Source organism: Collimonas sp. GW821-FHT02H07 (assembly GCF_059421505.1).
The window spans coordinates 34980-47646 of record NZ_JBWKVC010000007.1 but is presented as its reverse complement, the minus strand read 5'-3'; the positions used below and the strand labels follow the sequence as shown (position 1 = coordinate 47646).

At 54.6% G+C, this 12667-nt stretch carries 15 protein-coding genes; 1 reads left to right on the top strand and 14 read right to left on the bottom strand.

Features of this window, described 5'->3' with window-relative positions:
* Window positions 1-12: 12 nt before the first annotated feature.
* The 13 genes from rplP to rpsL all read right to left on the bottom strand — a co-directional run bounded on the left by rplP (window position 13) and on the right by rpsL (window position 9598).
* Window positions 13-432, bottom strand: a complete 420-nt coding sequence (gene rplP / locus AC07V8_RS12610) for a 50S ribosomal protein L16 (protein ID WP_061936379.1) — start codon at window positions 430-432, stop codon at window positions 13-15.
* 2 nt (window positions 433-434) lie between these two features.
* Window positions 435-1280, bottom strand: coding sequence for a 30S ribosomal protein S3 (gene rpsC / locus AC07V8_RS12605; protein WP_494678668.1), 846 nt, complete (start codon window positions 1278-1280; stop codon window positions 435-437).
* Between the two features lie 9 nt (window positions 1281-1289).
* Window positions 1290-1622: a 50S ribosomal protein L22 gene (gene rplV, locus AC07V8_RS12600; protein WP_172656933.1), complete on the bottom strand. Its 333-nt coding sequence runs from the start codon at window positions 1620-1622 to the stop codon at window positions 1290-1292.
* A gap of 6 nt (window positions 1623-1628) precedes the next feature.
* Window positions 1629-1904 (bottom strand): 30S ribosomal protein S19, encoded by a 276-nt coding sequence (gene rpsS, locus AC07V8_RS12595; RefSeq protein ID WP_014004397.1) that lies wholly within the window; start codon window positions 1902-1904, stop codon window positions 1629-1631.
* Between the two features lie 10 nt (window positions 1905-1914).
* Window positions 1915-2742, bottom strand: coding sequence for a 50S ribosomal protein L2 (rplB, locus tag AC07V8_RS12590; RefSeq protein ID WP_038484661.1), 828 nt, complete (start codon window positions 2740-2742; stop codon window positions 1915-1917).
* On the bottom strand, window positions 2742-3056 hold the full coding sequence (gene rplW, locus AC07V8_RS12585; RefSeq protein ID WP_061936375.1) for a 50S ribosomal protein L23: 315 nt from the start codon (window positions 3054-3056) through the stop codon (window positions 2742-2744). Before rplW ends, rplB begins: the two co-directional genes overlap by 1 nt.
* Window positions 3053-3673, bottom strand: coding sequence for a 50S ribosomal protein L4 (gene rplD, locus AC07V8_RS12580; RefSeq protein ID WP_014004394.1), 621 nt, complete (start codon window positions 3671-3673; stop codon window positions 3053-3055). Before rplD ends, rplW begins: the two co-directional genes overlap by 4 nt.
* Before the next feature lie 3 nt (window positions 3674-3676).
* On the bottom strand, window positions 3677-4333 hold the full coding sequence (rplC, locus tag AC07V8_RS12575) for a 50S ribosomal protein L3 (protein ID WP_041741096.1): 657 nt from the start codon (window positions 4331-4333) through the stop codon (window positions 3677-3679).
* A gap of 279 nt (window positions 4334-4612) precedes the next feature.
* On the bottom strand, window positions 4613-4930 hold the full coding sequence (gene rpsJ, locus AC07V8_RS12570) for a 30S ribosomal protein S10 (protein WP_038484649.1): 318 nt from the start codon (window positions 4928-4930) through the stop codon (window positions 4613-4615).
* A 155-nt stretch (window positions 4931-5085) separates the two neighbouring features.
* Window positions 5086-6282 carry an elongation factor Tu gene (gene tuf / locus AC07V8_RS12565; protein ID WP_061532011.1) on the bottom strand — a complete coding sequence of 399 codons (1197 nt, stop codon included), beginning with the start codon at window positions 6280-6282 and terminating at the stop codon, window positions 5086-5088.
* A gap of 94 nt (window positions 6283-6376) precedes the next feature.
* Entirely contained in the window at window positions 6377-8482 is a 2106-nt protein-coding gene (gene fusA, locus AC07V8_RS12560) for an elongation factor G (protein ID WP_494678669.1), read from the bottom strand.
* Between the two features lie 124 nt (window positions 8483-8606).
* Entirely contained in the window at window positions 8607-9077 is a 471-nt protein-coding gene (gene rpsG / locus AC07V8_RS12555) for a 30S ribosomal protein S7 (protein ID WP_014004390.1), read from the bottom strand.
* 137 nt (window positions 9078-9214) lie between these two features.
* A complete protein-coding gene (gene rpsL, locus AC07V8_RS12550; protein ID WP_014004389.1) occupies window positions 9215-9598 on the bottom strand; it encodes a 30S ribosomal protein S12 in 384 nt (127 codons plus the stop codon).
* Between the two features lie 400 nt (window positions 9599-9998).
* Between rpsL and AC07V8_RS12545 the strand changes: the two genes are divergently transcribed.
* On the top strand, window positions 9999-11783 hold the full coding sequence (locus AC07V8_RS12545) for a phosphoethanolamine transferase (RefSeq protein ID WP_494678698.1): 1785 nt from the start codon (window positions 9999-10001) through the stop codon (window positions 11781-11783).
* A 26-nt stretch (window positions 11784-11809) separates the two neighbouring features.
* On the opposite strand, the gene AC07V8_RS12540 is transcribed toward AC07V8_RS12545, so the two are convergent.
* Window positions 11810-12637 (bottom strand): glycosyltransferase family 9 protein, encoded by an 828-nt coding sequence (locus tag AC07V8_RS12540; protein WP_494678670.1) that lies wholly within the window; start codon window positions 12635-12637, stop codon window positions 11810-11812.
* Window positions 12638-12667 lie beyond the last annotated feature (30 nt).

The window sequence follows — 12667 nt, the reverse complement described above, 5'->3', positions numbered from 1 at the left end:
GTTTAACTCCAATTATTGGCCAATTTGACGCACGACGAACGTGGTCAACAATGGCAATTTAGCTGCAGCCAAACGGAATGCCTCACGCGCCAGAGTTTCATCGACGCCATCCATCTCGTACAGCATTTTACCTGGCTGAATTTCAGCCACGTAGTACTCGGGATTACCTTTACCGTTACCCATGCGGACTTCGGCAGGCTTTTGCGAAATTGGCTTATCCGGGAAAATGCGGATCCAGATACGACCACCCCGTTTGATATGCCGGGTCATTGCGCGACGAGCTGCTTCAATCTGACGCGCGGTGATACGACCGCGGCCAACCGCTTTCAAGCCAAATTCGCCGAACGACACGGCAGTGCCGCGCGAATGCGAAATGCCTTTGTTACGGCCTTTTTGCTCTTTACGATATTTTCTGCGTGCTGGTTGCAGCATGATTATTCTCCTGCTTTCTCAGCCGGTGCAGCAACAGCGGCAACACCTTCAGCAGCACCATCCGGCTTCTTGGCACGGGCCGGACGCGCAACTGGCGCACCTGGACCTGCCGTTGTAGTTTTAGCACGTGGACGACCGGCTGGCTTGCCATCATCGCGACGTGGACCACGGCGTTTCTTGTCATCGTCGTTAGGGACGTCGATTACCGGCGCATCGCCGTTAGCCAGACGATCACCCTTGTAAACCCAGACTTTGATGCCGATAATGCCGTATGTGGTTTCAGCTTCGCCGAAACCGTAGTCGATGTCAGCGCGCAGTGTGTGAAGTGGCACGCGACCTTCGCGGTACCATTCGGTACGTGCGATTTCGATACCATTCAGACGACCGGACGACATGATCTTGATCCCTTGCGCGCCCAGACGCATTGCGTTCTGCATCGCACGTTTCATCGCGCGGCGGAACATGATGCGTTTTTCGAGCTGTTGCGCGATCGAGTCAGCGATCAGTTGCGCATCGATTTCAGGTTTACGAATTTCTTCGATATTAACGTGAACCGGCACACCCATCAGCTTAGTCAGCGCGGACTTCAGTACTTCGATGTCCTCGCCTTTTTTACCAATAACAACACCAGGACGCGAGCTGTAGATCGTGATGCGTGCGTTCTTTGCAGGACGCTCGATAACAACGCGGCCGACCGATGCGTTCTTCAGTTTTTTCTTGAGGAAAGCGCGAACCTTCAGATCTTCGCCGAGCATTTGGGCAAAATTGCTATTGCCTGCATACCAGCGAGATCCCCAGTTACGTGTAACCGCAAGGCGAAAACCGGTTGGATGAATCTTCTGTCCCATCGTGACTCCTTAGTTTCCGACAGTCACGTAAATGTGACAGGATTGCTTCGAGATACGATCGCCACGGCCTTTTGCACGCGCTGTGAAGCGCTTCAGGACCGAACCTTTTTCCACGTAAATCGTCGTAACTTTCAGCTCGTCGATGTCGGCACCGTCATTGTGTTCGGCGTTCGCAATTGCGGACTCCAGAACACGCTTGATGATGGCTGCACCTTTCTTAGGGCTGAAAGTCAGGATGTTTAGCGCGTGATCAATTTTTTTGCCGCGAATCAGGTCGGCGACCAGACGGCCCTTTTGGGCCGACAGGCGCACGCCGCGGAGGGTAGCTTTAGTTTCCATCATCGGACCTTATTTCTTAGCCTTCTTATCAGCAGCATGACCCTTGAACGTACGGGTCAGCGCGAATTCGCCGAGCTTGTGACCAACCATGTTCTCGGACACATATACCGGGACGTGTTGTTTGCCGTTATGCACAGCAATCGTCAGACCGATAAAATCCGGCATGATGGTCGAGCGACGGGACCAAGTCTTGATTGGCTTTTTGTCTTTGACTGCTTGCGCAGTTTCAACTTTTTTCACCAGGTGGGCGTCGCAGAACGGCCCTTTTTTCAATGAACGTGTCATGTGTTACCCCTTATTTCTTGCCACGGCGCGAGACGATCATGGAAGTAGTACGCTTGTTGCTGCGTGTCTTCTTACCCTTAGTCTGTTGACCCCATGGCGAAACTGGATGACGACCAGCTGCGGTCTTACCTTCACCACCACCGTGAGGATGGTCGACCGGGTTCATGACCACACCGCGAACGGTAGGACGAACACCACGCCAACGCATCGCACCCGCTTTACCGATCTTGCGCAGGCTGTGTTCGGCATTGCCGACTTCACCTACGGTAGCGCGGCATTCGATGTGCACGCGGCGAACTTCACCGGAGCGCAAACGAATCTGAGCGTAAGTACCTTCACGAGCCATCAGCACAACGCCGGCGCCGGCGGTACGGGCCATTTGGGCACCCTTACCTGGCAGCATTTCGACGCAATGCAGAATCGTACCAACCGGAATGTTGCGGATTGGCAGGCAGTTGCCGGATTTGATCGGCGCTTCCGAGCCGCTCATTACCTGGTCGCCTACAGCCATGCCTTTAGTGGCGATGATGTAGTGACGTTCGCCGTCGGCGTAGCACAACAGGGCGATATTCGCGGTGCGGTTTGGATCGTATTCGATACGTTCCACTTTCGCAGGAATGCCATCCTTGGTGCGCTTGAAGTCGATCAGGCGGTAATGTTGCTTATGACCACCGCCGATGTGGCGAGTAGTGATATGGCCGTTGTTGTTACGACCGGCTGTTTTCGATTTCTTCTCAACCAGGGCTGCGAATGGACGGCCTTTGTACAGGTCGGGATTAACGACCTTGACCATGCCACGGCGGCCCGGCGAGGTTGGTTTAACTTTAACGAGTGCCATTATTTAGCCTCCTCGGTGAAGTTGATCTCTTGACCCGGCTTCAAGCATACGAATGCGCGGCGGGTGTGGTTGCGGCGACCCATGGTCTTGCCGCTACGCTTTTGCTTACCCTGGCGATTGGCAACTTGCACCGATTCAACCTGAACTTTGAAGAGCAGCTCAACAGCAGCCTTGACTTCCAGCTTGGTAGCGTCTGGTGCGATACGGAAAACGACTTGCTCGTTCTTCTCCGCAACCATCGTTGCCTTTTCGGAAATCACCGGCGCCAGCAACACTTTCATCAAGCGTTCTTCGCTATGTTTAATTGCGTTCATGCCAGCATCTCCTCAATCTTCGCCAAAGCCAGCTTGGTGATCAGGATCTTCTTGTAGAACACAAGCGATACTGGATCAGCGTGACGTGGCTCACATACCAGGAAGCCTGGCAGGTTACGCGACGCCAACAACAGGTTTTCTTCCAGGTTGTCGGTAATCACCAACACGGAATCCAGACCCATGGTCTTCAGCTTTTGCGACAGCAACTTGGTCTTTGGCGCTTCGACCGAGAAATTCTCGACGACCGACAGACGACCTTCGCGTGCCAACTGCGACAGAATCGAGCAGAGACCTGCGCGATACATCTTCTTGTTTACTTTGTGGGTGAAGTTCTCATCCGGCGAGTTCGGGAAAATTCGACCACCGCCGCGCCACAGTGGCGAGGACGACATACCAGCACGAGCGCGGCCAGTACCCTTTTGGCGCCATGGCTTCTTAGTCGTGTGATGAACTTCTTCACGGTCTTTTTGCTTACGGTTACCGCTGCGAGCGTTAGCCTGGTAAGCAACTACGACCTGGTGAATCAGAGCTTCGTTGTAGTCGCGGCCGAAAATGGTATCCGGAGCAGCAACGTTCGAAGCAGCTTGACCTTGGTCATTCAGGAGCTTGAGTTCCATGAATTAGGCTCCCTTCTTAGCTTTGATTTTGATCGCAGGGCTGACCACGACTTGGCCGTTCTTAGCACCTGGAACCGCGCCCTTGACCAGCAGCAGTTGGCGCTCAGCGTCAACACGTGCGATTTCGAGGTTTTGCGTGGTTACAGTGACGTCACCCATGTGACCGGTCATGCGCTTACCAGGGAAAACGCGACCTGGATCCTGCGCCATACCGATGGAACCTGGGACATTGTGCGAACGGGAGTTACCGTGGCTGGCACGACCGGATGCAAAGTTGTGACGCTTGATGGTACCAGCGTAACCTTTACCGATCGAGACACCTTGAACGTCAACCTTTTGACCGACTTCGAACAGGCTGGCAGCGATAACTTCGCCGGCCTTCAGCTCGGAAGCCTTGGTTGAATCAATGCGGAATTCTCTGAGGATGGTACCAGCCTCGACGCCAGCTTTGGCGTAGTGACCAGCGGCGGCTTTAGTCACGCGTGAAGCGCGACGCGAACCGAATGCAACTTGAACAGCGGTATAACCGTCTGTTTCAGGCGTTTTGATTTGGGTCACGCGGTTGTTCGACACGTCCAACACGGTTACTGGGATTGAATCCCCATCTTCCGTGAAGATGCGCATCATGCCAACCTTGCGACCAACAAGGCCTAAGCTCATTGTTTTTCTCCATTCCCGCCTACGATTGGGCAGGGCTGATGTTTGTACAACTAAAATAAGCACGATTGCAAAGACGAAAACCGCCGGCAATCGCACCGAAGCCGATCAGTATAACCGCGTAAATTTTTATTTGCAAGACCATCTTTGTCGTGGTATGTCAAAGATTCAGCGGTTAAGGCTGATTTACAACACCTTATAAATAGTTGGGGACAGAGTAATTCGCCACGCTTCGGTGGCTCCTAAACTCTGTCCCACAATTATCTTGCTGTTGCGAATTTATTACTGCAGCTTGATTTCCACGTCCACGCCGGCTGGCAGGTCCAGCTTCATCAACGCATCGACAGTCTTGTCGGTTGGGTCAACGATGTCCATCAGACGCTGGTGGGTACGGATTTCGAACTGGTCGCGCGAAGTCTTGTTGACGTGCGGCGAACGCAATACGTCAAAACGCTGGATACGTGTCGGCAGTGGTACTGGACCCTTGACAACGGCGCCGGTGCGCTTGGCTGTATCAACGATTTCCTGAGCCGACTGGTCGATCAGTTTGTAGTCGAACGCCTTCAGGCGGATGCGGATTTTTTGGTTAGGAGCTGACATGATTTTCCTTAAAAGAACGAACCGCGGATGACAACCACCCACGGTATATAAAACTAATCAGTTGGGGACAGAGTCGCACGGATAGTGTAATTCGCCGCGCTTCGGCGGCTCTTAAACACTCGCCGTGTGCCTCTGTCCCGCAACAATTCGACTTATTACGCGTCAGGCAGGATCTTGGCAACAACGCCTGCACCAACAGTACGGCCACCTTCGCGGATTGCGAAACGCAGACCTTCTTCCATCGCGATTGGGTTGATCAGCATGACTGTGATCGACACGTTATCGCCTGGCATGACCATTTCTTTGTCTTTCGGCAACTCGATCGAACCAGTCACGTCCGTCGTACGGAAGTAGAACTGTGGACGATAGTTGTTGAAGAAAGGCGTATGACGGCCACCTTCGTCTTTCGACAGAACATAGATCTCGCCAGTGAAATGCTTGTGTGGCTTGATCGAACCTGGCTTGGCCAACACTTGGCCCCGCTCCACGTCTTCACGCTTGGTGCCGCGCAGCAGCACGCCAACGTTGTCGCCGGCTTGACCTTGGTCCAGCAGCTTGCGGAACATTTCAACGCCAGTACATGTTGTATCTTGCGTATCGCGGATACCAACGATTTGCAGCGCTTCGCCAACCTTGACGATACCGCGCTCAACACGACCGGTCACAACGGTACCGCGGCCGGAGATCGAGAACACGTCTTCCACTGGCAGCAGGAAGGCGCCGTCAACAGCACGTTCCGGTGTCGGGATGTAAGTGTCCAGTGCTTCAGCCAGAGCCATGATGGCTTGCTCGCCCAATGGGCCAGTGTCGCCTTCCAGAGCCAGCTTCGCCGAACCCTTGATGATTGGCAGGTCGTCGCCTGGGAATTCGTACTTGGTCAACAGCTCGCGCACTTCCATTTCGACCAGCTCGAGCAATTCTTCGTCGTCGACCATGTCAGCCTTGTTCAGGAACACGATGATGTATGGCACGCCAACTTGACGCGACAGCAGGATGTGTTCGCGCGTCTGTGGCATTGGGCCGTCAGCTGCCGAGCAAACCAGGATCGCGCCGTCCATCTGCGCGGCACCGGTGATCATGTTTTTCACATAGTCAGCATGGCCTGGGCAGTCAACGTGCGCGTAGTGGCGGTTGGCAGTTTCGTATTCAACGTGCGCGGTGTTGATCGTGATGCCGCGCGCTTTTTCTTCTGGCGCTGCGTCAATCTGATCGTACGCTTTGGCTTCGCCGCCAAATTTCTTCGACAATACTGTCGCGATCGCTGCTGTCAGCGTGGTCTTGCCGTGGTCGACGTGGCCGATAGTGCCGACGTTGACGTGCGGCTTGGTCCGCTCGAATTTACCTTTTGCCATTTTATTCTTCCTTCAAAAAGAACGATGTCGTTAAACAATGAGTGAAACATTTCAGCCCTTGCCCGCTCGTGGCGGACAAGGGTTACTTGCTAGATTACTTGGCTTTGGACGTTACGATTGCATCGATAACGTTCTTCGGCGCTTCGGAGTAGTGCTTGAATTCCATCGAGTAGGTTGCACGGCCTTGTGTAGCCGAACGCAACGAAGTCGAGTAACCAAACATTTCCGACAGAGGCACTTCGGCCTTGATGATCTTGCCGCCACCGCCGGCGATTTCATCCATGCCTTGCACCATGCCGCGACGCGACGACAGATCGCCCATCACGGTACCAGCGTAGTCTTCCGGAGTTTCGACTTCAACAGCCATCATTGGCTCCAGAATAACCGGGCTGGCTTTACGGCAGCCGTCCTTGAACGCCATCGAAGCGGCCATGCGGAACGCATTTTCGTTCGAGTCAACGTCATGGTAAGAACCGAAGAACAGGGTTACCTTGACGTCTACCACTGGGTAGCCGGCCAGGACGCCGGTGTTCAATGTTTCACGGACACCCTTTTCAACTGCAGGGATGTATTCGCGTGGAACGGTACCACCCTTGATCGCGTCGACGAACTCAAAGCCCTTGCCTGGTTCTTGCGGTTCGATCTTCAGAACCACGTGACCGTATTGACCACGACCACCGGATTGCTTGACGAACTTGCCTTCGATTTCTTCGCAAGTCTTGCGGATCGTTTCACGATACGCAACTTGTGGCTTACCGACAGTCGCTTCAACGTTGAATTCACGCTTCATACGATCGACGATAATGTCCAGATGCAACTCGCCCATACCGGCGATGATGGTCTGACCCGATTCTTCATCAGTGCGGACACGGAAAGAAGGATCTTCTGCTGCCAGGCGGTTCAGCGCCAGGCCCATTTTTTCCTGGTCAGCCTTGGTCTTAGGCTCGACAGCCTGCGAAATCACCGGCTCAGGGAATATCATGCGCTCCAGGATCACGAATGCTGCCGGATCGCACAAGGTGTCACCGGTTGTCGTGTCTTTCAGACCAACCACAGCGGCGATGTCGCCTGCCAGCACTTCCTTGATTTCTTCGCGCTGGTTAGCATGCATCTGCACGATACGGCCGATACGCTCTTTCTTCGCCTTGACCGAGTTCAGGACTGTATCGCCCGAATTCAAAGTACCCGAGTAGCAACGCACGAAGCACAGCTGACCAACGAACGGGTCGGTTGCGATCTTGAACGCCAACGCCGAGAATTTCTCGGTGTCTTCGGCTTTACGCACGATAGGCTCATCGTCTTCATCCAGGCCTGGGACTGGAGGAATGTCGGATGGCGATGGCAGGTATTCAACCACGCCGTCCAGCATCGCTTGCACGCCCTTGTTCTTGAACGCAGTGCCGCACATCATCGGCACGATTTCGCTGGCCAAGGTACGCTGACGGATCGCAGCCTTGATTTCGGCTTCAGTCAGGTCGCCTTCTTCCAGGTACTTGTTCATCAGCTCTTCCGATGCTTCAGCAGCGGCTTCGACCATGTTTTCGCGCCACTTGGCGGCTTCGGCAGCCAGCTCAGCAGGGATTTCACGGTAGTCGAAAGTCATGCCTTGGGTATCGTCGTGCCAGTAGATCGCCTTCATCTTGACCAGGTCGATCACGCCTTCGAACTTGTCTTCAGCACCGATAGGTACTTGCATAGGAACCGGGTTAGCCTTCAGGCGAGCGCGCATCTGCTCGAAAACCTTGAAGAAGTTCGCGCCGGTGCGGTCCATCTTGTTGACGAACGCCAGACGTGGAACCTTGTACTTGTTAGCTTGACGCCACACTGTTTCCGACTGTGGCTGCACGCCGCCGACTGCACAGTAAACCATGCAGGCGCCGTCCAGAACACGCATCGAGCGCTCAACTTCAATCGTAAAGTCAACGTGGCCCGGTGTGTCGATGATGTTGATGTGGTGAGGCTGGAAGTTACCCGCCATGCCCTTCCAGAAACAGGTGGTCGCAGCGGAAGTGATCGTGATGCCACGCTCTTGTTCCTGCTCCATCCAGTCCATGGTGGCCGCGCCATCATGCACTTCACCGATTTTGTGATTCACACCGGTATAAAACAGAACGCGTTCTGTAGTCGTGGTTTTACCTGCATCGATGTGAGCGGAGATACCGATATTGCGATAGCGCTCAATGGGGGTCTTGCGAGCCATGATTTAATCCTAAGTCTTTTAATGCACGAAACCGAGCGCCATTTTTGATAAAAATATGCGCTCGGCTCGAACAAATTTCAGATGCGGACAGCGGCTCGATTCAGGGAGCCGGCTGCCCAGTCTATTAGAAGCGGAAGTGCGAGAACGCCTTGTTCGCTTCTGCCATACGGTGAACTTCGTCACGCTTTTTCATTGCGCCGCCGCGGCCTTCTGCGGCTTCCAGCAATTCGCCACCCAGGCGTTGCGGCATCGATTTTTCGCTGCGCTTGTTAGCTGCTTCACGCAACCAACGCATCGACAAAGCCATACGACGGACAGGACGGACTTCAACTGGCACCTGGTAGTTTGCACCACCAACGCGACGCGACTTAACTTCAACCAATGGTTTGGCGTTGCTGATAGCAAGGGCAAACACTTCCAGCGGATCTTTGCCGGATTTGGCTTGAATGTGCTCGAAGGCACCGTAAATGATGTTTTCTGCGACCGATTTCTTACCGGACAACATCAGGACGTTGACGAACTTCGCAACATCAACATTACCGAATTTCGGATCCGGCAGAATCTCCCGCTTGGGAACTTCACGACGACGTGGCATTTCGATTCCTTTCAATCTTCAGTTGAGCGACAGATCTTTTGTATCTGCACACTCGCGGACAGCCATCATAGCCACCCACTTACTCGGCCCATTGGGGACCGACACTTATTCGTTCGGCTTGCGCCTGGCGAAAACTATTATTTCTTTGCAGCCTTAGCACGCTTTGCACCGTACTTCGAACGTGCTTGCTTACGATCCTTGACGCCCTGGGTATCCAGTGCACCGCGAACCATGTGGTAACGCACACCCGGCAAGTCTTTTACACGGCCGCCGCGCAACAGCACGACACTATGTTCTTGCAGGTTATGGCCTTCACCGCCGATGTACGAAATGACTTCGAAACCGTTGGTCAGGCGAACTTTGGCAACTTTACGCAAAGCCGAGTTAGGCTTCTTTGGAGTTGTCGTATAAACGCGGGTGCAAACGCCGCGTTTTTGCGGGCTGTTTTCCAGCGCTGGTGATTTGCTCTTTACGACCGCAGAAACGCGCGGCTGGCGAATCAATTGATTGATGGTTGGCATCGTTATATATCCAACAAAATTACGACGTTAATAACAACAATCCCGAAATCGGTTGTCCGGGATTGGACAGATACTTGCGCAAGGAATCGTGCGAATCGCACAACACCTGCGCACAATTCGATTCAGCAGTAGAGGAGGAACGCGCTATAAGAAAGCGGAAGCAGACCAAAGAACGTTCGGCCCATAGAGCCTACAATCGAGAACCCGCGAGTATATCCCTATGATGCCTGGCGGTCAACCGCTGTCTGCGATCACCACCCCGTAAACGCAACAGTCCGGCAGGCGGGATTGTTGTCATATCGGCCATTCCGTCAACGCGACGCCCGCCTATATCTCATATGGCGCGATTCCCGGCGCCAGCTTTACGGGATAATGGGATTCAACTATCCTCCCCACCATGATGCCTGCCTTGTTTCGCCGCAAAAACCTGTTCGTGCTGGTTACCTACCTGGCCTTGTCCCTAGTTCCCTTCGTACCCTTGCTGTTCGGGCAGGCGGTAGATCATCCGGCCCGCATCATTGCCACCGAAATGGCGCTTTGGCTGGTGATCTGGTCGATTTTCAAGCGCCCCGCCTGGTTTCACTGGCTGTTGATCCCAGCCTTTCTTGCGCTGCCGACCGAGCTTTACCTGCGCAAGTTCTACGGCCAGGGCATCTCCACCCATCACCTCGGCATCATTGCCGAAACCAGTCCTGGCGAAGCGCTCGAGTTCCTGGGCGACAAAATCTGGTGGCTGGCGCTGGTTCTTGCGCTGGTCGTGCTGTGGTGGGCGCTCAGCTGGCTGGCAGCCAGCCGCACCCGCGACCTGGATCTGGAAGGACCTTCGCGCTGGTTCGGTTGGTTAGTACTTGCTGTTGGCTTATGCGTCTGGTTATATGGGCAGGAAGTTGGCGTGCAGGCGCCCGCCAGCGTAGCCAAGGGCAGCCTGGCGGCCAGCCCAGGCCTGCACTTCGGCAAGCTGCCGAGCTGGGCGGCGACGCCGCTGGAAGCGGAGCCGGTCAGCCGCACCTGGCCCTTCGGCCTGGCGGTGCGCGGCTACGATTTCTGGAAAGAACGGGAATATCTGGACGACCTCGAACACAAGAACAGCCAGTTCCATTTCGGCGCGCATCAAGCCAGCCATCAGAACACACCGCAAATCATCGTCATGGTGATCGGCGAATCGTCGCGCTACGACCGCTGGAGCCTGAACGGCTATCAGCGCGACACCAATCCCCTGCTCGGCAAGGAAAGCAACCTGGTCAGTTTTTCGGATGTGATTACCTCGGTGTCGGCTACCCGGCTGTCGGTGCCGGTGATGGTCTCGCGCAAGCCGGCCACTGAGAGCCTGAAGGCTGGCTTTGCCGAAAAATCTTTCATCACCGGCTATAAGGAAGCCGGTTTCAAGACCTACTGGATCTCGAACCAGATGTCTTATGGCAAGTTCGATACGCCGGTCTCGGTCTTCGCCAACGAGGCGGATGTAGTGCAGTTCCTGAACCTGGGCGGCTTTACCGATGCCTCGAATCTGGATGCGATTCTATTGCCGCAATTGCAAAAAGCCATGGCCGATCCGGCGCCGAAAAAACTGATCGTGCTGCACACGCTCGGCAATCACTGGAATTACAGCCATCGCTATCCGCAGGAATTCGATAAATGGCAGCCTTCCCTGTTCGGCATCGAGCATCCGGCCTATACCAACCTGGCCAACAAGCCGGCGCTAAGCAATAGCTACGACAACTCGATCCGCTATGTCGACTGGTTCCTGGCCCAGGTCATCGGCCAGCTGCGGGATTCCAGGCAATTGAGCGCAATGATGTATTTTTCAGACCACGGCCAGACCTTGTACGACGGCAGCTGCAAGATTGCCTTCCACGGCCACAACACCCAGTTCGAATTCCATATTCCGGCGCTGATGTGGTATTCCGACATCTATAAGCAATCCTATCCCGACAAGGTCGACCAGCTACAGCGCCACAAGCGTGCGCGCATGACGACTGAAAACGTCTTCCATTCGCTGCTCGACCTGGCCGACATCCGCTATCCGGACGAGCATCTGGATTGGAGCTTCCTGAGCAGCAAGCTGCGTCCGCACAAGCGCTACGTCGACAGCTACGGCTGGACCGACTACGACAACTCCACCTTCAAGGGCGATTGCCGGGAAGTGATCGACAACGGCAAGCCGATGCGCCAGCAGCGTGACTAAGACAGCGGCAGAGCCTCGCGCGACTTCTATATTTTGGTGTGGGAAAAGGTCAGACCGACATCGGCATCGAGTTTATTGAAAAACATATTCGATGGATCCACCCAGGAAAACAGCCAGTTGCGTACGTCGCCAGGCCGAAACTGACGCAGTGTTTCCTGGGGCAGCTCCATCATCACGATTCTCTTCTCAAGCCGAGGATAGCAGTTGGCGATATGCATCGGGCCTGAATTGACGCCGATGAACTTGGCGGCGGATGCAATCTCCCCCGCCAGTTGCCAGTAATCATGCTGCCCGCGCATGTCGATGCTGTGACCGCCCAAAGGCTTGTCGGCAAGCGAGCCGACCTGGACCAGCTGATAATCGCGGTAATTTTCAAGGATCGACGCCAGCACCGCGTCCGACATCACGCGCACCTCGTCTTCTCCGGATGCATGCCTGATTGCCGGCTCGCCATCGCGGGTCCGGTCCGAACCGCTGGTATGCACCACAACCTTATGCGGGATGATTTTCTTGTCTTCGTGCAGATATAGACGCGGATGGCGCAATACCGGATCGCTGAGGCCAAAATTCACGCACATGTATTCGCTCTGCGAACCGGCCGTCATATTTTTCATGCTATCGAAATAGTGCTGCGCCTGCTGCGTGGCGCGGCAATCTGGAATCAGGCTGATTTCAGGATATTCGGCAGCTTGCGCCTCCTCCATGAAGACCACATAGGGATTATGCTGAAATGCCCATATCTGCGGCTGCGTGATGACGCACTTGCGGCCGCTGGCGCGAAACACATTCTCCGGAATGGCGGTCGTGGCAATCTGGTCGCCGATATGAAAGAAATTGAATTTAAGCTTGTACATGGCAGTTCCAAAGCAAGCGGGCAAAAAAAA

Bases quoted from the DNA above. Each gene is read 5' to 3' on its own strand.
- rplC (WP_041741096.1), bottom strand. From the start codon at position 4,333: ATGAGCTTAGGCCTTGTTGGTCGCAAGGTTGGCATGATGCGCATCTTC.
- AC07V8_RS12540 (WP_494678670.1), bottom strand. From the start codon at position 12,637: ATGTACAAGCTTAAATTCAATTTCTTTCATATCGGCGACCAGATTGCC.
- rpsC (WP_494678668.1), bottom strand. From the start codon at position 1,280: ATGGGACAGAAGATTCATCCAACCGGTTTTCGCCTTGCGGTTACACGT.
- rplB (WP_038484661.1), bottom strand. From the start codon at position 2,742: ATGGCACTCGTTAAAGTTAAACCAACCTCGCCGGGCCGCCGTGGCATG.
- rplV (WP_172656933.1), bottom strand. From the start codon at position 1,622: ATGATGGAAACTAAAGCTACCCTCCGCGGCGTGCGCCTGTCGGCCCAA.
- AC07V8_RS12545 (WP_494678698.1), top strand. From the start codon at position 9,999: ATGCCTGCCTTGTTTCGCCGCAAAAACCTGTTCGTGCTGGTTACCTAC.
- tuf (WP_061532011.1), bottom strand. From the start codon at position 6,282: ATGGCAAAAGGTAAATTCGAGCGGACCAAGCCGCACGTCAACGTCGGC.
- rpsG (WP_014004390.1), bottom strand. From the start codon at position 9,077: ATGCCACGTCGTCGTGAAGTTCCCAAGCGGGAGATTCTGCCGGATCCG.
- rpsL (WP_014004389.1), bottom strand. From the start codon at position 9,598: ATGCCAACCATCAATCAATTGATTCGCCAGCCGCGCGTTTCTGCGGTC.
- rpsJ (WP_038484649.1), bottom strand. From the start codon at position 4,930: ATGTCAGCTCCTAACCAAAAAATCCGCATCCGCCTGAAGGCGTTCGAC.
- rplD (WP_014004394.1), bottom strand. From the start codon at position 3,673: ATGGAACTCAAGCTCCTGAATGACCAAGGTCAAGCTGCTTCGAACGTT.
- rplP (WP_061936379.1), bottom strand. From the start codon at position 432: ATGCTGCAACCAGCACGCAGAAAATATCGTAAAGAGCAAAAAGGCCGT.
- rpsS (WP_014004397.1), bottom strand. From the start codon at position 1,904: ATGACACGTTCATTGAAAAAAGGGCCGTTCTGCGACGCCCACCTGGTG.
- rplW (WP_061936375.1), bottom strand. From the start codon at position 3,056: ATGAACGCAATTAAACATAGCGAAGAACGCTTGATGAAAGTGTTGCTG.
- fusA (WP_494678669.1), bottom strand. From the start codon at position 8,482: ATGGCTCGCAAGACCCCCATTGAGCGCTATCGCAATATCGGTATCTCC.